Here is a 19,155-nt window from a genome sequence, read left to right as displayed (position 1 = left end):
ATGTGATCGCGCGGATAGCGGCACCGCCCTCCGCCGTCTGGAAATCCTTCGGGTTGTGACCCCGGTGCTGCAGTTGGCGGTGTGACCACGTTCGAGGTTCGGGAGGTTAGCCATGTCAGTTTCATATGCCCAGGATCTCGCTTACACCTTTCGGCGTTCGCAAGCGGTGCTGACCGCGGCGATCGCCGGTACCTCCGGCGACCAGGACGCCGCGACCCTTGTGACCATCGACAAGCTCCTCGTGTCCGCGGCGGACGATTATCGTGCGCGCAGATACTCCGTATCGATCGACGAATACACCCGGGTGCGGCAGATGATCTGGTGGCAGCTCTTCCCGTTGACTCAATACAAGAACAGCATCGTCGACAAACTCGATCTGTCGAAGCCCCTCTTCTCGTATGCCGCGGAGTGGCTCAACGTGCTCCCCGTCGAGCAGGGCCTTGACGGCGTCCGACCGCGCGAGACCGTCGACGTCGACGCGCCGGTTTATGGACTGCTCAGCGCCGCGACCGGTGCCGCCCAGACCGCGGCCGTCGCCGACTACCGCCTGTCCCAAACCCTGGCTGCCAACGGCAGCGCCAACTCGTCGGCGTTCTTCCTCAAGCGAGCGACTGACGCGGCGCCCGACCTCATTTCACAGATCAGAGAGGCCGAGAAGACGTCCGCGCCGTCCGCGCCGTCCGCGCCGTCCGCGCCGTCGGCGCCGACGCATGACGGCCCGGTTCTCCGAGCACCTTCACCTGTCGCGCGAGGAGTTGAAGCGAACATCCGACGTGTAAACCCCGCAGCAGGGATGCTCGACGCGGGCTTGCGGATGACGGTCGAGCCGGTTGCGGTCGCGATACCGCCAGCGTTGACAGTCGCGCAGCGCACCTACGTGTTCCCGGTCGGCGAACTCTCACAGTCGATCGTCTGGACGGAAGGCTCCGCACCCGACCCCGCCAAGCTCATCGACGGACTGTACGCGTCGCGCGTCGATCTCACATTGCTCCCGGATGTGCTCATCGCTCCGCAGCAGGCCGCCGACGTGGCCGCAGGGCTCGCGCACTCCTGGTATTACGAGACAACACTGGGCCTGGCCGAGTGCTACCACGCCCTCGGTCAATGGGCCCTCGCCGAGTCGTGGTACTTGAAGGCCGCCTCATACGCATACCTGAACACCGCAGTGGAGGCGCCGTACGTCTGGGCGCGTCTCGCGACGCTGTATCTCGACTGGGGCGACTCCCTGTTCCGGGCCGATGACCCCGCATCCGCCCTGCCCGTCTACGAGAATGTCCTCGCGCTCGACGGTACGGCGCCATCTGGCCAGATCTACACGCTGGCGCCGCTCACGCCGGCGGCCGACCAGGCGCGCCAGGCGATCTTGCACTTGTCGGATCCGTCGGCGATCACGGCGAGCCCCGCGATCGCGGCGGTGATCTTCGACATCCAGTCCCGCCTCGCCAAGATCGCGGGCGGACTCGACTTCTGGGGGCACTGGGCGCAGCAGGTGCCGATCTGGACGTTCGACTACCTGCAGACCGTGGCGGTGAACTTCTGCCAGCTTGCCATCGGCGCTGAACGCGATTCGATGACCTTCTGGGAGAAGGCGGACGCGGGGGCGCTCACCCGCACACAGCTCACCCAGAACATCGGCCAGTCCGCTGCTGAACTGCAGGCAGCGCAGCGCGCCGTCGACGCCGCGAAAGCCGAAGTGATCGCATACCAGGCGGCGAAGTCCGTGGCGACCGTGCGGGCACAGGACGCTCGTGCGAACGCCACCGAGTACTCGGCAAAGTCGTGGGACTGGACGATGCACCAAGCGCTGTCGCAGCAGCTTTCGGGAGGCGACGACGGCGACGGCAGCCAGCTGAACGCCCTCGCGGACCGAATGATGCAAGGGGGCTACTCGCTTGAGGGCGATGCAGGCACGCTCGCGGCAGCAGAGGGTCTCACCTCGGCGCGGCAGCAGCGCGAGTACGAGATCGACACGCTTAACCGGCAGGCGGCGGAGCTGGATGCAGCATCCGCCCAGGCCGACACGGAGGTCGCAGCTTCACAGGCACGAGTCGCCGCCGGGCAAGCCCAGACGAATGCCGCGGCCGTGCGCGTTTCCAACGCCCAACAGCTGCTCGCCGCGTTCGACGACCAGCGCTTCACGCCCGATGTGTGGAACGCGCTGGGCGACCGGATGAGTCAGATCTCGGCTCGCTACCTCACCATGGCGCTGGATGTCGCAAAACGCATGCAGCGGGCGTACAACTTCGAGAACGATGTCGAAATGACCGTCATCCGACCCGACTACTCCGCGGACGAGGTGCATGGTCTTCTCGCGAGCGACGGGCTGATGGCCGACGTCCAGTCGTTCAACTATGACCTCGTGACCTCGACGACGCCCAAGCCGCAGCCGATCGCGCAGACCATCTCGCTCGCGCAGCGGTACCCGTTCCTGTTCGAGACGCAGCTGCGCCTCGCGGGGCGGATGGAGTTCCAGACCACCCTCGACGACTTCGATCTTCGCTACCCGGGGACGTATGCCGGGCGCATTGAGGCGGTCGAGGTCGCAGTCGACGGGATCGTGCCGGCTCGGGGCCTCAGCGGCACGCTCGCCAATACCGGCATCTCGCACTACCGTGTGCCCTCAAGTGGCGGAGGCGTGGTGAAGCACCGCGTGCAGAACAGCGAGACACTCGTGATCTCGGACTTCGATCCGAGACGCGATGCCCTGCTCGACCACCCGGATGCGCGCCGCCTGCGGGTGTTCGAGGGCGCCGGGGTTGCGTCGTCGTGGACCCTGGAGTTCCCGAAGGATGCCAACGACCTGCAGTTCGCCAGTCTGATCGACGTGCGGCTCACGTTCACCTACGCGGCGCGATTCGACCCGGATCTTAAGGCGACGGTAATGCAAGAGCTTGCTTCCCGTCCGGGCGCGAACGACCGGATGCGGGCCTTCCCGCTCCGATGGGTGTTCGCGGACGCTTTCTTCGCGTTCTACGACACAGGGGTGCTCGATTTCACGCTTGACCGCAACGACTTCTCGGTGACCGAGGCGCTCCCAGAGCTCACCGGACTGAGTCTCGTCGCCAGCGCCACTCCCGCCGCTGGAGCGGACGGTCTGGTGTTGACGCTCACCGCCCCCGGCGCCGCTCCGGTGAAGATCACGACCGCGGCCGACGGATCCGTCGATGCGACAGCGATGAACCCGGCGGTCACAGGACAAAGCGCGTTCGGCGACTACCGGATCGCGCTCGCCGCGACCGATAACCCGAGTCGTGTGCACGACGGCGCTCTCCAGCTCGACGACATCGATAACGTCGCTCTGATTCTGAGCTACTCATTCACGCCGCGGGCGTGATCGAGTAGACGAGATACCGGGAGTCGCCATGAGCGTCGACATCGCATTCGCCAGCCAGACGCCGTCACTGCCAGGCGGCGGATCGGTCGCAGGACTGGGCGAGACGTTCGCGCCGGACCTGTCGACCGGGACCGGCACCCTCAGCGTTCCCATCGATCTCCCGAACGGACCGAACGACTGTGGGCCGAAGCTGGCGTTGCGCTACGACTCGGGGAGCGGGAATGGTCCGTTCGGCATGGGATGGACGCTGCCACTGCCGCGCATCGTGCGGTCGACAATGATCGGCCGGCCGCACTACGACGACACCGACACCCTGGTGCTGGAAGGATCAGGCCCCCTCATCCGCCGCGCCGATGGCACGCTCACGCCGCAGGTGATGACCGGGGACTGGAGACTCGCGGTTTCGGGCGATGGGTTCATCGCGACAGACCGGGCCGGCACGCGATTCACACTCGGCACCACGCCTGAGGCGCGGATCCCCGGCGCCGGCGGAGCGCCGTGGGCGTGGCTTCTGGAGCGAATCGAAGACAACGTGGGCGAGACCAGTGTGTTCAGCTGGCGCTCGGACGGTGCGCAGCGATACCTCGTGAGGGTCGCGTTCGGGCCGTTCGCCGTCGCCTTGACGTACGAACCGCGGCCAGACCGGCTGCGCTGGGGCCGCGGAGGGTTCCTACTCGAGACCACTGACCGCTGCAGTGGCATCGAGCTGCGACTGCCGTCCGTCGCTCACCCGCTGGTGCGCCGGTGGACGCTCGGCTATCGCCATGGCGAGCCGAACGGAGCATCGCAACTGGCGTCCGTCACGATGACGGGATTCGCTGCGGATGGGTCTCAGCTGGATGCACCGCCACTGACCTTCGGCTACACCATTCCGGGCGCACCCGGGCTCCAGGCGGTGCCGGCGATCGACCCGGGCGCCGCGCCGCCAGCACTAGACACCGGTCGGGTGGAGCTCGTGGACTGGACCGGAGACGGATTGCCCGACATCATCGAATTCGGCACGGGCGGAACCGCACGAGTGTGGCCCAACCGTGCCGGTGCCTGGGGGCGACCTCGCGGGGTCGGCACGGTACCCGCGCTGACGGCACCGGACGCACGAGCAGCCCTCATAGATGTCGACGGCGACGGTCTGGCAGACGTGGTCCGCTCCGACCTACCGCTCGCAAGCTATCAACCACGGACCACAGACGGATTCGACGTTCCGCGCTTGTGGTCCCGGGCGCCCGCGGTCGCTTTGGGCGCGGCATCCGTTCGTATCGGCGATCTGGACGGTGACGGACTGCCGGATCTCCTGTGGAGCACGGGGACCGCCCTGCTCATCGCGTCGCGCACCGAGGATGGCTGGAGCGACCTCCCCACGGTCGTGCCATCGGCCCCGGACGGACCCCCGACCGACCTGAGTGACCCGCGCATCTTCTGCGCCGACATGACCGGCGACGGCACACCGGATCTGGTGCGCGTCGACGGCGCTGGGGTCCGCTATTGGCCCTATCTGGGCTACGGTGTGTTCGGGCCGGCGGTCACTATGGCCGATGCGCCGGCGTTGCCGTTCGACACCGACCCCGCCGACGTGCTCGTAGTCGATCTCGATGGAGACGGGTGCGCCGATGTGCTGCACCTCGCGGCGGGGGTCCTCACGTGGTGGCCGAATCGCTCCGGTGACGGATTTGCGGCGCCGCGCACCATCGCGCATCTTCCGACCGGCGGCATGGCGCACGTGCGGGTCGCGGATCTACTCGGCACTGGAGTTCCCGCCATCGGATGGACGGTGAACCTGCCATCCGGCCGCGCACGGTGGTTCGCCCTGGATCCACTCGGCGGCGTACACCCCGGACTCCTGGCGGCGATCGACAACGGCCTGGGCCGCCGCACCGAGATCCAGTGGACCACGTCGGCCCGCGAGGCGGAACGGGACCGAGTCGCCGGTGAGTCCTGGACCACCCGGCTCCCGTTGGTGCTGCCCGTGGTCGCCGGGACGACGGTGACCGACGCCGTGAGCGGCCCGGTCGCGCAGACGCAGTACGCGTACCACGAGGGGCGGTACGACGGTGTATTGCGGGAGGTCTGCGGCTTCGGCCGGGTGACGACGACGGAGCACGGGGACGCGGATGTCGCGACGCTCGTCACCGAGCACACCTTCCACGTCGGTCTCACCGACGTGGGCGCCGAGCCTGCCACCCGGGCCGAGCTGAGTCGCGCACGGGCGATACGCGGTCGAATCCGTCGCATCGACCGGCGAGGACTTGATCCGGCTCCGAGCGGCACGCTCTTCGATCGATTCGAGCAGTCGTGGCACGTCGTCGACGGACCCGATGACACCGTCGTGCCTCGGCTGACCGGCTCGACGAAGAGCGTCTACGAAGGCGCCGCCGACCCCGTATCGACAATCCGGACCGAGCAACTCGGCTTCGACGCCGACGGCAATGTGACCGAGGCCCGTGAGCGGTCCTACGCCGGCCCTACGCAGGTCGGTGAGTTGCGCACGCAGACCGAGTATGCGATAGACCCCACAGGCAGATACCGCCAACGCGTCGCCCGCGTCCTGCAACAGGACGGCTCCGGCGCAGTCCTCTCCGACCTGCGAATCCAGTACGACGCGTTGCCAGCGGGACAGGTCGGCGGACACGGCCTCGAAACCGAGCGCATGGCGCTCGCGTTCACCGCTGCCGCGGCCACAGAGATGTTCGGCACCGAGATGCCCGAGTTCAGCACACTCGGCTATCACCAGGTGACCGGCGATGACGGCTGGTGGGTGCGGCTCGGGGGGTACGAGCGGACAGATGTCGCAGGCATCATCACAGGCACGGTCGTCGGCCCACTGGGCGGTGTCGCGACGATCGAGTTCGACGCGAGCGGGTGCTACCCCGTTCGCAGCGTCGATGCGCTCGGCAACCTCGTGACGGCCGAGTTCGATCTGCGCACCTACCGTCCGACCGCTGTCACGCATCCGTCCGGCGCACGCAGCGCCGCGGTATACGACGCGCTCGCCCGCACCGTCGCGACGATCGAGGACGGTGACAGCGGCGCCGCGCCGACGGTGGCCTTCGACTACGGGACTGCAGCCCTCCCGCTCGCCGTCACGGCTCATCGGGCGAGCGAATCAGGCTCGGTGCCGTCCGTGGAGCGTCAATTCCTCGACGGGGACGGACGCGTCGTCGAGCGGCGACACACCGACGCGAAGGGCGAGGTGGCGGACGCGTCCACGCAGTTCGGTGCGCGAGGGTTGCCCGTCCGAACGTATGTTCCTCGTCGCGTTACCGGGCCCTGGGCGGCTCCGGCGGGTGCCCTGCCTCACACGTCGGTGCAGTACGACGCGTTGGGCCGCGCCATCCGCACCGTCCGCCCGGACGGCTCTACCGCGACCGCCGCGTACAGCCCCGGGATGATCGAAGACTCCGACGCCTCGGGGGCCCGCACTCGTCGCCACCTCGACGCTTCCGGCCGGGTCGTGCGAATGGAGCAGCTGCTCGGGGCCGACTGGATCGCCTCGGACTTCGAGTTCGACGCCAAGGGTGCGCTGTCAGTCGAGGTCGACCCCGCAGGCCACCGGACTGAATTCTCGCGCGATCTGCTCGGGCGGACGGTGCGCATCCGCCGCCCGGAATCCGCTCAGGTCGTCGTGCTCGACGCTGCCAGCAACCCGGTCGAGTCCCGCAGTGGCGGGAATCGCGTCTTTCGCACTTTCGACCTCGGTGGACGCCCGGTCGCGGTGCGCCACGACACGGCTGCCGCCGCGCCGGTGGTGCGGTACATCTACCACGACAACGGTGCGGCGGCCCCCGCGGATGCCGGCGCCCATACCGACGGCGGGAGGCTGGTGCGCGTCGACGACCAGACCGGGTCGACGGTGTTCGATTACGACCTGCGCGGGAACCTGACCCGCAAGACTGTGACGCCCACGGGGGGCTCGCCGCTCACACTACAGTTCGCGTACCGGTCGGACGACCTCGTGACGTCGGTCGGCTACCCCGGCGGCACGACCATCGGCTACACCTACGACGTGGGCGGCCGGCTGGAATCGATCGACGGGGTCATTGCGTCGATCGACTACGACGACGCCGGCCGACGCACCCGTACGTCGTACTCGAACGGCGTTACGAGCGAGGATGCGTTCGACCCGGTCACCGGCTGGCTCTCAGCGTCCGCCGTTCATGGACCCAATGGGACCCTACGCGACGTCTCGTACACGCACGACCCGACCGGGGACCTGCTCGAAATCGCGTCGCCCGATGCGGCCCTCGCCTGGACATACACCTACGACGGGCTCCACAGGCTCACTGGGGCGACAGGTGCGGGCCACGCATACTCGTATGCCTACGACGCGGCGGGGAACCTCCAGTCCGACGGTGCGGGCGGTGGCGCCTACGGGTACGGCGGCGCGGGCGCCGCGGCGACGCTACTCACTTCGGTCGGCGTCGATGCCTACACCTACGACGACCGCGGTCATCTCGCCAGTGCGCCCTGGGGTGTGCACACTGTCGATGCCGAGGGGCGGCTTCGCCGCATCGCCCGCACAGACGGTATCACCGAGGACTACACCTACGACCACTCAGGCATGCTGGCCGCGCGCCGGCGCACGGCGCCGGGTGACGCGCCGAGCGTCATGCTGAGCCCGGACCGGCTGTTGCGTGTCGAGGACGGCGTCGTTGTTCTGCAGTTCAGCGACGGCGATGGCATCGTCGCGACCGAGAAGGCGGGGGTGCGCGTGTGGCTGCACACGGACCACCTGGGGTCGGTCGTGCTGGCGACCGACGCTGTCGGTGCGGTTGCGGCATCCGTCGCGTACGGCCCGTTCGGTGCCGTGCTGTCCCGCAGCGGCGTCGCCGTTTCGCGGGGATTCGCAACGGGCGAGGCGGCAGTCGACGGACCGGGGCTCGTGCTGCTCGGTGCCCGGTGGTACGCGCCACGGCTCGGCCGGTTCATCTCGCCCGACTCCATGATCGCCGACGTCGACGACCCGCTCGCCTGGAACCTCTACGCCTATTGCCGCGACAACCCGACGTCGTTCGTAGATCCCTCCGGACGGAACTTCTGGAAGATCTTCGCCGCCGTCGTCGCCATCATCGCGATCATCGCGGTCATCGTCGTTGTCAGCGTCTTCACATTCGGGGTCGGTGGCGTGTTCGCGGCGACGATGATAGGCATCGCCGCGGGTGGGGTGATCGGCGGAATCGCCGCGGCCCGTGCGGGCGGGGATGCCGGCGACATCTTCCTCGGGATCGTGGTCGGGGGCGCGGTGGGCGGCTGGGCCGCCTTCGGCGCCGTCTTCGCGGGCGCTGCGGTCGCGGGCGGGCTGGGCCTCACCAGCGGAACCGTGCTGAGCGGCGCCGTCACGGGAGGTGTCGCGGGTGCGATCAACGGTGCGGCGATGGGCTTCGCGGCGGGATTCGCGGGCGGCAAGAACAAGGGCATCGGCGACATCATGGAGAAGGTACTGGTGGGCGCCGTGATCGGGTTGGTCATCGGTGCCGCCGTCGGCGCGGTGAGCGGGATGGTCGCCCCGAAGACCAGCTTCCAGCAGGACCTGCAGAAGCAGTTCTCGACGCCGCAGCAGGGTGCGTCGGCGGGCGGGCTGCCGGGCGCCGGGGCGCCTGCCGGAGGCCTCACCCCGCCCGCCTCGGAAATCAATACGGCGACAGGCGCCGTTGAGAAGCTCGGCACTGAGGCCGGCGGGCGCATCGTGTCCGCGGCCGCGCCGCACATCGCAGGCGCCATCGCCCCGTATGCCGCAATTTATCCCGCGCAGGTCGTGATCGTCGATCTCAGCGCAGCGGGTGCCGCCGGATTCTTCGATGACATCCAGCAGTACGTCCGCACGCACAAGGTCGACCTCAAAGCGTTCAACTTCCTGAAGTCCGATTTCTAAGAAGAGGAGGCAGCGATGCCCGGTTGGTACGTCCACATGGAGGCGGCGCATGACACCGCCAGCAGGCTCCGCAACGGCGTCGTTCCGCCGGGGTACCCAGTGACCGCGGCGACGGCGCGGGTCATTGGTGAGCACTGCCACACCTGGCGCAACTATCTCACATTGGGCTCTCTGGGCCCCGATGTCTTCTACCTGCTGCCGGACTTCAAGAACACGACGGGCCAGGTGATCCGTCAGGCGGTGCAGTGGGCGCTCGACGTGTGGGAGGTGGTCGATTCCGAATTCATCGGTAAGTGGGAGAAGTGGATAGGGCCGATCTCCACCAATAACGCGCAGCTCGCCTCGCAGTTGACCGGCGGCATCTCCACCCAGTTCGCGCAGGTGCTCGACGAGATCACGTCCGCGATCATGACTGCCTTCAAGGGTCTACTCGCCGAGATGGGCGACTGGTTCGGGGTCCTCACCTCGGGTGTACCCCAAGGGTTCGGCGACGACGCCTTCTACTGGTCCGACATGTTCCACTATCGACGTACCTATCAGTTCCCCTACGTGCTGTTCCAGCAGGCGCAGGACGCATTGGAGGCAGCATCCACTGACGACGAGCGCATGGATGCGCAGGCGCGCATCGCTTTCGCGGTGGGATGGCTGTCGCACTGCGCGACGGATGTCACGGGGCATCCCTTCACGAACGCGAAGTCGGGCGGCCCGTACCGCGACCACTGGCAGCGGCACCACCTCGTCGAGAACCATATGGACTCCGAGAATTACGGCGCCCGCCATCCTGGTTCGCTGTACGGCGAATACGGCACATCGGCGCTGCATTTCCGGCTCGCATTTCGGCACCGCGACGACGCGCCCTACAACGGCCGCGACGACGCGCCGGCCTACGACTACTGGACTGGATTCCCCGCGTATGACAACGGCGACGGCCCGACCGCGACGGCGAACCGGCACACGTTCTTCGACCTCGACACCGGCCCGCTGCCCGACCACCTCGTCGAGGGACTGCTCGATGCGATGCATGACGTGTACGGCGCCGACGGTCCGCACATCCTGCTGCAGGACCCGCCCTTCTCGGAGAACGATCCGCTGAGCGGCCAGCCGGACGGACGGCCCAACGACGCCGCGATGGCCGAGATGTGGGAGATCGTCTACCGCTACCTCAAGATGGTCAGCTCCGACGCCATCAGCCTGCGATTGCCCCCGCCCCCGAGCGTTCTCACGGATCACTCGTTCCCGACCCCGCCCGGCGGGAGCGGATCCGGTATCGACGATGACCCATCGCGCGGTGCGGATGTCGATGACGACGACTCCTTCACGCTGCTTGACCTGCTGCTCGCGCTGTTCGCCTGGATCGTGTACCTGGCTCAGGTCGTCGTGTGGCTCCTCACCGTGCTGCCGGGGCTCATCATCGACATCGCGACTTTCCCGGCGCGTGAGGTGATCTACTGGGCCGTCATCGTTCCGGCCTGGAACCTCTACCTGCTCGCACGGCGGGCGCTCGTGATGTCGGCGTTCTCAATCCCCAAGCCCGGCGAAATCAACCATGGCCTCACCACGCTCGGCCGCGAGGGCACCTACGACATCACCTCCGCCCTCGACAACCCGGCGGGCACTCCGACGGCCCCGCCGTCGGTAACCGAACCGTCGGGACGGCTGCACGGCTCTGACGCACAAGGCCTCGACCACGCTTACCCTCGCGGTATCGTCCGTGACGTGCCGTCGGCGATCAGCCGTCCAGACATCTCAGGCGCACTCGGGCTGACGTCACCGCTGCGGTACAAAGGCGATGCGGCGGGCGACGTGTTCAAGGCATCGGAGTGGGTGGCTCCCTGGCGGTATCCGCTCACGAACCAGGCGGGCGCCGGCGTGGCTCAGGAGGGCACCGCGACGCATGACGGTCCCTACGTCGTGGGCTCGCAGTCCACGATCCTTCTGTCGGCGCTCGCCGGACACGACGGCGCGCGCGCTGATCTCGAGAAGGCCACCACGCCCGCCGATACCGAAAGTCAGCTCGATACCCACCTGCCGCTGGATCAGCATCTGGGCGGTCCGGTCGATTACGGCGTCTACCTCGTCGGGCGGATGGCGGCCGACGCGGAAGCCGGCGTTCGCGACTTCTCCGTTCCGGACTTCAACCTCGACTCAGATCGTGGGTACGCATGGCACACGTGGGACTGGGACCGCAGCAACATCTCCTGCGTTCCGGACATCACCGCGGTGGGAGCCGAGGACTACGGCTATCTGCTGCCGTGCACGTCCCCGCAGCTGTTCCACGCCGACCACGATTGCCCGAGCCAGCCCGACCGCTGGTACGTCGAGACTCAGGATCTCGCCGCGCACTACGTGCCAGGGCGCGGCCCGTCGACGTGCCTTCCTTCGAGCGTCCACGATCCGAACACCGACCCGAAGTGGCGCGATCGCCTGCGCGGGGAGAAGGGCTGAGCCATGCCTAGCGACGACGGACCCCACCCGGTCTACTCGCGGAAGGAAGAGGCGGCGCAACGCGGCGACGATCCTCCAGGCTCATTCGGGCATGACGAGCCTGCGGGCGGCGACCTCGATCCGAACTGGAAGCCGAACGACAGCGCCCAGAACGCCGCCGAGGGCTTCATCAAGGAGTTTGGCCGCGAACGCCGCCCGCACCGGGAGGATGTCTATCCCTACCTGCTGATCCGGGCCTACAGCCCCGGAGATCGCGGAGTACGCCCGACGTGGCCTCCGCTCCCGTCCTGGGAGTCGCTCGACATCCTGCTCATCGACGCCGCCTACACGGGTCCGTTCACACCCGCCCAGCTCGTCCTGAGTCCGACCGCGGGCCGGCGCTACCGGGTGTTCGTTCGCGTCTGGAATCTCGGCCTGCTCCCCGGCATCGGGGTGCACCTGAGAGCCTGGTTCGTCAATCCGGGCTTCTTCGGCGGAAACCCCAGCAACCCGGCGTACCAGCCGCACCAGATCGGCGGCGCGATGGTCAACCTCGACGACCGCACGCGCCCCGGCGCGATGCAGGTGGTCGAGCTCGACGAGACCTGGGACATCCCATCCGATCTCACGGGGCATGAGTGCCTGATGGCGTCGGTCTCGTGCCCGCTGGACGCCTGGAGCGGCGTCCTCGATGCGAACAACGATCGGCACGTCGGGCAGCGCAATCTCCAGATCCTGGTCGGGAGTGATGATGGCAAGGCGCTGCTGTCCGGCCTCGGTGCGATGGTCACGAGGACCGGAACGCTCGAAATCCTGCACGGAGGTGCCGCGGTCCGCCCGCTGTTGAAGGGCGTGCTGGGCACAGCCCGAAGCGAATTCGGGCCGGTCACTCGGCTGCGGGCTTCGGCGCAGAAGGCGCTACGGCGGGGCGTGCCGACGGGGACCGCAGGAACGCACCTGCTGACGATGTTCCAGACCGGTCGCGGCTGGCTGGTCGCCGACAGCGCGCGGGTCTGGACCATGGCGCTCGAATCAGGGTTGGTCAAGGAGCGCTCAACCGACGGTCGAGACTCAGGGGCTCATCCTTTCGCGACCCCTCTGACGACCCGGCGGCTCATCGAGAAGATGGGTTCGGACCGGTACGGACAACTCGGTGTCCTGCTTGACGCAGACTCAGGAGATGCCTTGACCGAGGGGATGCTACGCCTGTGGGATGCCAGAGGCCTCAGCGCAAGCGATCTCGCCGCTGCGCTCGCCGAAGGTGGGCCATATCCGCACCTGCTGCGGTTCGAGCACAGCGATCCGGAACAAAGGGATGCCGGAGGCTACTCCGTCACGATTGTCGGCTGAGTATCCTTTTCATATGGCCCTAGACCGAGGACCGGTCGAAGCCGCCTCAGCGATCGAGGATGCCCACCGGTTCCCACGACCCCTATGCCCGGTCTGTCAGGCGGGCCACCTGCCATTCGGGGGACCGTCGCAGACCGAGAACGCTGAGTCCCGCCATGCGCAGCACCACGAGGGATGGGAGTCGGAGTGGGTATTCGGCAACTTCATCGCCACCGCCGAATGCGAGAACGATAAGAGGTCGCGCCGGTAGGTGATGGTGTGGCGTTGCGTTGAGGTGGGCACGAGGCCTGTTAACCACGGTTGTGTGAATAACTCGTTGGTTTCCAGGACGCCTCGTGCCCGCTGTTCCATCTTCGATCATTGACCCGATCTGGCACCAGTTCGAAGCGCTCATCCCGCCTGTGGTGGATGAGCATCCGCTTGGGTGTCACCGGCCACGTGTTCCGGACCGGGTCGTGTTCGACAAGCTGGTGCAGGTGCTCGTGCTCGGCGCCGCGTACGCAAAGATCGCCGACAGCGCCTGCTCGGCGACCACGATCCGTCGACGGCGGGATGAATGGATCGTCGCGGGGATCTTCACCATGCTGGAGCAGATCTGTCTGGACTCTTACGACAAGATGATCGGACTGCAACTGGGTGACTTGTCCGTGGACGGGTGCATCGTGAAAGCCCCTGCGGTGGCGAAGCTGCCGGCCGTTCCCCGGTAGACCGTGGGAAACAGGGCACGAAACGCTCCCTCCTGGTCGATGGGCGAGGGATCCCACTCGGATGCGTTGTCGCCGGCGCGAACCGTCCAGACTCCCCGCTGCTTGGTCCGACCCTGGAGAAACTGAGCCGGTTCGGCTTCAACCTTCCCGAGCGAATCACGGTGCACCTGGACGCAGGCTACGACAACACCAAAACCCGCGACCTACTCGACGTCCTCGGGTGCGACTACGTCATCAGCAAGAAGGGCGAACCGCTACAAGCCGGCGCTCGGTGGGTCGTGGAGAGAACGAACTCCTGGCACAACCGCGGATTCCGGAAACTCCAGATCTGCACCGAGGTCCGCACCCGCGTGATCGACGCGTTCATCGCCCTCGCCGCCGCGATCATCACCACCCGCAGCCTCATCCGCGAAGCCTGGACCCGCTACCGCTGGAACACCAGACCCAACCGACAACCATGACCTACCGGCGCGACCTCTTATTCGAACGTTAGATTTCACATGCCCAGACTTCACCTGTGTCGATTTCCGGTCGGAACGAAACACCACTGCGGCACCTGCGGTGCACACGGCCTCCCTTCCTTTCGCCGTCTGAGGCGATACCCGACAGACTCCGAGGTGACGTCACCAGACCGGCGGGCGACGCGCCTCCCAGTGGAGGCGGCGCTCCAGTTGGGCGGCCAGCGAGAGCAGCGTCCGTTCGCCGCCGGGCCTCCCGATCAGCTGCACGCCCATCGGCAGGCGCCCCTCGGCCTGCAGCACGGGAAGCACGATGCCCGGGAGTCCGGTCACGTTCAGCATCGACGTGAACGGCGTGTAGAGCACCTGCTGCTCGAAGTTGCGCTCGCCATCCTCCCGGTCGTACCAGCCGATCGGACGCGGTGTGAGGGCGAGAGCCGGCGTCAGGACGGCGTCGAACGACGCGAGCTGCCGGATGAACGAGCGCTCGTAGGCGGTCAGGGCGCTGAGCGCCTCGCTCAACTCGCGCGCGCCCAGAGACCTACCGCGCTGCACGAGCCAGGCCGTCAGCGGCTCCAGGAGGTCGAGTGTCTCGCCCTCGGCGGGGATGCGCGCCGCACCCGCCTGCCAGATCGTCCGGAAGGCGGGCGCATAGGTCGGATCGGGCTCGAGCGCGGTCTCCTCGACACCGTGGCCCATCCAGGCGAAGGCGTCCACCGCCGCGTCCAGAGCGGCCCGCGCCTCCGGCGCGATCACGATGTCGTACGCGTCGTCCCAGGCGGACGTCGTCATGACGCCGAGCTGGAAACGCCCCTCCCCGCGCACGGCGGTGCCGAGGAACGGCCCGTCGTCGTCGTAGGGCGCGCGCAACGTGTAGTGGTGGTCGATACGTCCGCCCACCCGCGCGATCATTCCGTCCAGGAGCAGGGCGGCGTCTGCGGTCGTGCGCGCGAGCGGGCCGGCGACGACGAGGCCGGCGAGCGAGTCGATACCGCTTCCGGCCGGCACCAGTCCTCGTGACGGCTTGAGCCCGACGAGGCCGCACGCGGCAGCCGGGATCCGCACGGAGCCGCCGCCGTCGGAGCCCGGCGCGAACGGCAGCATCCCGCTCGCGACCGCGACCGCGGCGCCACCGCTGGAACCTCCGGACCCGAGCTCCGGGTCCCAGGGGTTGCGGGCAGGGGGCGCCACGAGCGACTCGGTATAGGCGGGGAGGCCGAACTCCGGCGCGTTCGTCTTGCCCAGGCTCACCGCTCCCGCCGCGTCCAGGGTCTCGACGATCTCGTCGGAGGCATCGGGCACGAAACCGGCCATCACTCGCGACCCGAAGCCGGCGGGAACGCCCGCGCGCAGCCAGAGGTCCTTGTCGCCGGAGGGGAGCCCCCAGAGCGGCGCCGACCTGGGCACCCAGGCGGCGACTTCGTCGGCGCGGGTGAGCGCCTGCTCGCCGGTCACGGTGACGAACGCGCCGAGCTGCGGGTTGAGCCGCTCGATGCGGTCGAGGTAGTGGGAGGCCACTTCCCGGGGCGAGACACGTCCCGCCTGCAGTTCCTGCCACAACGCGAGCGCGCTCATCTCATGCAGTTCCACCATGCCCCAACGCTAGGCCGACATTCACGGCGAATGTCGCCTCTGACGCCGGCGGTCGCGACATTCACGGCGAATGTCGCCTCTGACGCCGGCCGTAGCGGCGGCTTAGAGGTCGCGCCGATAGGTAGGGGTGTGGCGTTGGCGTAGGGCAGGCACGAGCCCTGTTAAACACGGTTTCGACCAAGATTCCGTCGTTGCCCAGGAGTGCTCGTGCCTGCTGTTCCATCTTCCATCATCGAGCCCATTTGGGCGCAGTTCGAAGCGTTGATCCCACCCGTCGTGGACGAGCACCCGTGGGGTGGCCACCGGCCGAGGATCCCGGACCGGATCGTGTTCGACAAGCTGATCCAGGTACTCGTCCTCGGTGCCGCGTACGAGAAAATCGCCGACCACACCTGCTCGGCCACCACGATCCGCCGCCGCCGCGACGAATGGATCACCGCGGGACTCTTCACCGAACTGGAACGGCTCTGCCTAAACGGGTACGAGAAGATGATCGGCCTGGATCTGGCGAACCTGTCCGTGGACGGGTGCATCGTGAAAGCACCCTGCGGAGGTGAGGCCGCGGGCAGATCCCCGGTAGACCGGGGAAAGCAGGGCACGAAACGCTCGGTCCTGGTCGATGGCGGCGGGATCCCGCTCGGCGTCGTCGCAGCGCCAGCGAACCGGCACGACTCGCCCCTGCTCGCCCCGACCCTGGAGAAGCTGGCCCGGTTCGGGTTCGACCTGCCCGAGCAGATCACCGTGCACCTGGACGCCGGCTACGACTCGGGCAAGACCCGCAACCTGCTAAGCAGCCTCGGCTGCGACTGGGTCATCAGCAAGAAGGGCACCCCGCTCCAGGCCGGCGCCCGCTGGGTCGTGGAACGCACGAACTCCTGGCACAACCGCGGCTTCAAGAAGCTCCACATCTGCACCGAACGCCGCGTCCGCGTGATCGACGCGTTCATCGCCCTCGCCAACGCCATCATCATCGTCCGCCGACTACTTCGCGAAGGATGGAAACGCCACCGCTGGCACGGCAGGAGCGCCCGACAACCCTGACCTATCGGCGGAAGCTCTTATAGGCCAAAAAGAGTGGATGGGTTGGGTGTGTCAGTGTCGGCCGGCCCAGCCTGATCGGGTCCAGAGGCCTTCTTCAGGGTTGAGGCCGGTGTCGTAGAGGGCTGGCCCGTCCGGTTCCGGGTCAGGGCTGGTGGTTGGGGCTGGTTGTGGGGTGCTGGCGTGGTGGTGTGCTTGGTCGAGGGGGACCTCGTGGAGGAGCAGGAACCATTCGACGGCTCGGCGGCGGTGCTCGATGGGCATGCCGCGGTGGTGCCGGAGCAGGTGCCGGATTTGCGAGTTCAGGCCTTCCAGTCGTGAGGTGACGCGGGGGTTGCCGTGTTTGAGGTTGGTGAAGATGTGCCCGGCTTGCGCGGCTCGGTGCAGGATTCCCCAGGCGCGGCGGAGTTTGAGGTGCGTGAACCCGAATCGGCCGTTGTCGTAGAGGCTGCGTTCCCGGGTCAGGTGCCCGTAACTCTGCCACCAGGCCTCCAGGTCCAACCGCCAGTTGATTGCGGCATCGATGTCGTGGATGTCGGTGAGGTTCAGAGCGAGCTGCCGCAGCGCCCGACCGGCTTTGAGTCGGGGGCTGCGGGTCAGCTCCCGGGTGACGTTCAGTTGCAGATGGAAGATGCAGCGTTGGATCGCGGTATCCGGCCAGATCCGGGCCAACGCGGAGCGGATCCCGGAGCCGCCGTCGGTGACGACCACCCGGGGAGGCGGGATCTGGCTGAACAACGCCTCCCAAGCTGCGGTGGTCTCCCGGGCGGCCCATTGCCAGGCGATCACGGTGCCGGCGCTGGACTGCGCGATCAGCAGGCACCAGGATCCGACCCAGACCCCGTCGACGAGGACCGCGTCGTGGACCTCTCCGGTGACCGGCATCCGCGGCTGAAGCTGCCAGCACCAGGCGCTCTGGCGGCGGAAGGTGCGCCCGCTGCTGCCCGTGAACTCGGCTTGGGACGCCTTCCCTGTCAGCCAGGACAAGAACCGGCGTAACTGTTCCCGCTCGCTCACATCCCGGCGGCGACGCACCGTCGAGGCACCGCAGCTCTGGCATCGCCAGCGTTGCGTCCCGGACGGGTGCCGGCCGTTCTTGATCAGCCGAGATCCGCATAGCACGCAAGTCGCCTGATTCGAGAGAACATCCACGACTAAGAGTTCGCGCCGGTAGGTCATGGTTGTCGGGTGGGTCGCCCTTCCCAGCGGTAGCGGGTCCAGGCTTCGGCGAGAAGGCGTCGGGTGATGATGATGGCGTTCGCGAGGGCGATGAACGCGTCGATGACGCGGGTGCGCACTTCGGTGCAGATGTGGAGTTTGCGGAATCCTCGGTTGTGCCACGAGTTCGTGCGTTCCACGACCCAGCGGGCTCCGGCTTGGAGAGGTGCTCCCTTCTTGCTGATGATGTAGTCGCAGCCGAGGCCCTCGAGCAGGTTCCGGGTCGTGCGGGAGTCGTAGCCGGCGTCCAGGTGCACGGTGATCCGTTCGGGTAGGTCGAACCCGAACCGGCCGAACTTTTCCAGCGTTGGCGCCAGCAAGGGCGAATCGTGGCAGTTCGCCCCCGCGATCACGCAGCCGAGCGGGATCCCTCGCCCGTCGACCAGGAGGGAACGTTTCGTGCCCTGTTTCCCGCGATCGACCGGGGAACGGCCGGCCGCTGCACCACCGCAGGGTGCTTTCACGATGCACCCATCGACGCAGAGGTTCTCTAGTTCGAGGCCGATCATCTTGTCATACCCGTCGAGGCAGATCTGCTCCAGCCGGGTGAAGATCCCGGCGGCGATCCATTCGTCACGACGGCGGCGGATCGTGGTTGCTGAGCAGGTGCTGTCGGCGATCTTGACATACGCGGCCCCGAGGACGAGGACCTGCACCAGTTTGTCGAACACGATTCGATCCGGCACCCGTGGTCGGTGACAGCCGAGCGGATGCTGATCGATCACGGGCGGGATGAGCGATTCGAACTGGTGCCAGATCGGGTCAATGACGGATGATGGAACGGCGGGCACGGGGTGTCCTGGAAACCGACTGATTCTTCACAAAATCGTGGTTAACAGACCTCGTGCCCGTCATGACGCTAACGCGCCGCGACCAGCGCCTATCGGCGCGAACTCTAAGTGCCAGCAGAAAGTTCATCTCGAAGCACTTCTAGCTGGTTGAGGTAAGGATCGCATGGTGCACATCAAACCGATTGACGATGTGCCGTTTAGTTTCTATAGCCCGACCCGCGTCGAAAAGGGGAAGCCCATCCTCACCGAAGGATGGGGAATCGAGGACGCACCAGACGTCTCAAACCTGGGCAAGCTCCAGGAGCTTCAGCGAGAGGGAGGATCGGTCCTTCCGCCCGATCAACCTCAGATCGGTCTCTAGATTTCGTCATAAGCG

General features: G+C 67.3%; 8 protein-coding genes and 1 pseudogene. 6 read left to right on the top strand and 3 right to left on the bottom strand.

The window, feature by feature from the left end; genetic code table 11:
* Window positions 1-112: 112 nt before the first annotated feature.
* The 5 genes and pseudogenes from ACPPVW_RS04610 (at window position 113) to ACPPVW_RS04590 (ending at window position 14,142) form a co-directional block, all read left to right on the top strand.
* Entirely contained in the window at window positions 113-3,334 is a 3,222-nt protein-coding gene (locus ACPPVW_RS04610) for a hypothetical protein (RefSeq protein WP_426625353.1), read from the top strand.
* 28 nt (window positions 3,335-3,362) lie between these two features.
* Complete coding sequence (locus ACPPVW_RS04605; RefSeq protein WP_426625352.1) at window positions 3,363-9,200, top strand: toxin TcdB middle/N-terminal domain-containing protein; 5,838 nt, start codon at window positions 3,363-3,365, stop codon at window positions 9,198-9,200.
* Between the two features lie 15 nt (window positions 9,201-9,215).
* Window positions 9,216-11,645 carry a zinc dependent phospholipase C family protein gene (locus ACPPVW_RS04600; RefSeq protein ID WP_426625351.1) on the top strand — a complete coding sequence of 810 codons (2,430 nt, stop codon included), beginning with the start codon at window positions 9,216-9,218 and terminating at the stop codon, window positions 11,643-11,645.
* A gap of 3 nt (window positions 11,646-11,648) precedes the next feature.
* Entirely contained in the window at window positions 11,649-12,974 is a 1,326-nt protein-coding gene (locus ACPPVW_RS04595; protein ID WP_426625350.1) for a hypothetical protein, read from the top strand.
* 335 nt (window positions 12,975-13,309) lie between these two features.
* Window positions 13,310-14,142: pseudogene (locus tag ACPPVW_RS04590) on the top strand (IS5 family transposase).
* A 162-nt stretch (window positions 14,143-14,304) separates the two neighbouring features.
* Here the strand turns inward: ACPPVW_RS04590 and ACPPVW_RS04585 are convergent.
* Complete coding sequence (locus ACPPVW_RS04585; protein ID WP_426623341.1) at window positions 14,305-15,732, bottom strand: amidase; 1,428 nt, start codon at window positions 15,730-15,732, stop codon at window positions 14,305-14,307.
* Window positions 15,733-15,939: 207 nt separating this feature from the next.
* Here ACPPVW_RS04585 and ACPPVW_RS04580 point away from each other — a divergent pair, with 207 nt between their 5' ends.
* The gene (locus ACPPVW_RS04580; RefSeq protein ID WP_426623971.1) at window positions 15,940-16,773 is read left to right on the top strand and encodes an IS5 family transposase; all 834 of its coding nucleotides are present in this window, start codon (window positions 15,940-15,942) and stop codon (window positions 16,771-16,773) included.
* Window positions 16,774-16,824: 51 nt separating this feature from the next.
* Here ACPPVW_RS04580 and ACPPVW_RS04575 read toward each other — a convergent pair whose 3' ends face one another.
* Together ACPPVW_RS04575 and ACPPVW_RS04570 are read right to left on the bottom strand one after the other, a co-directional pair.
* A complete protein-coding gene (locus tag ACPPVW_RS04575) occupies window positions 16,825-17,949 on the bottom strand; it encodes an IS1249 family transposase (RefSeq protein WP_426625349.1) in 1,125 nt (374 codons plus the stop codon).
* Window positions 17,946-18,779 (bottom strand): IS5 family transposase, encoded by an 834-nt coding sequence (locus ACPPVW_RS04570; RefSeq protein ID WP_426625348.1) that lies wholly within the window; start codon window positions 18,777-18,779, stop codon window positions 17,946-17,948. Before ACPPVW_RS04570 ends, ACPPVW_RS04575 begins: the two co-directional genes overlap by 4 nt.
* Window positions 18,780-19,155 lie beyond the last annotated feature (376 nt).

This window comes from Leifsonia sp. McL0607 (assembly GCF_049993355.1).
GTDB lineage: Bacteria > Actinomycetota > Actinomycetes > Actinomycetales > Microbacteriaceae > Leifsonia.
The sequence above is the reverse complement of the archived record's forward strand: the minus strand, read 5'-3'. Positions and strand labels throughout refer to the sequence as shown.

Excerpts from the sequence above, each read along its gene's own strand:
- ACPPVW_RS04610 (WP_426625353.1), top strand. The coding sequence starts at position 113 with ATGTCAGTTTCATATGCCCAGGATCTCGCTTACACCTTTCGGCGTTCG.
- ACPPVW_RS04585 (WP_426623341.1), bottom strand. The coding sequence starts at position 15,732 with ATGGTGGAACTGCATGAGATGAGCGCGCTCGCGTTGTGGCAGGAACTG.
- ACPPVW_RS04600 (WP_426625351.1), top strand. The coding sequence starts at position 9,216 with ATGCCCGGTTGGTACGTCCACATGGAGGCGGCGCATGACACCGCCAGC.
- ACPPVW_RS04575 (WP_426625349.1), bottom strand. The coding sequence starts at position 17,949 with ATGACCTACCGGCGCGAACTCTTAGTCGTGGATGTTCTCTCGAATCAG.
- ACPPVW_RS04595 (WP_426625350.1), top strand. The coding sequence starts at position 11,649 with ATGCCTAGCGACGACGGACCCCACCCGGTCTACTCGCGGAAGGAAGAG.
- ACPPVW_RS04605 (WP_426625352.1), top strand. The coding sequence starts at position 3,363 with ATGAGCGTCGACATCGCATTCGCCAGCCAGACGCCGTCACTGCCAGGC.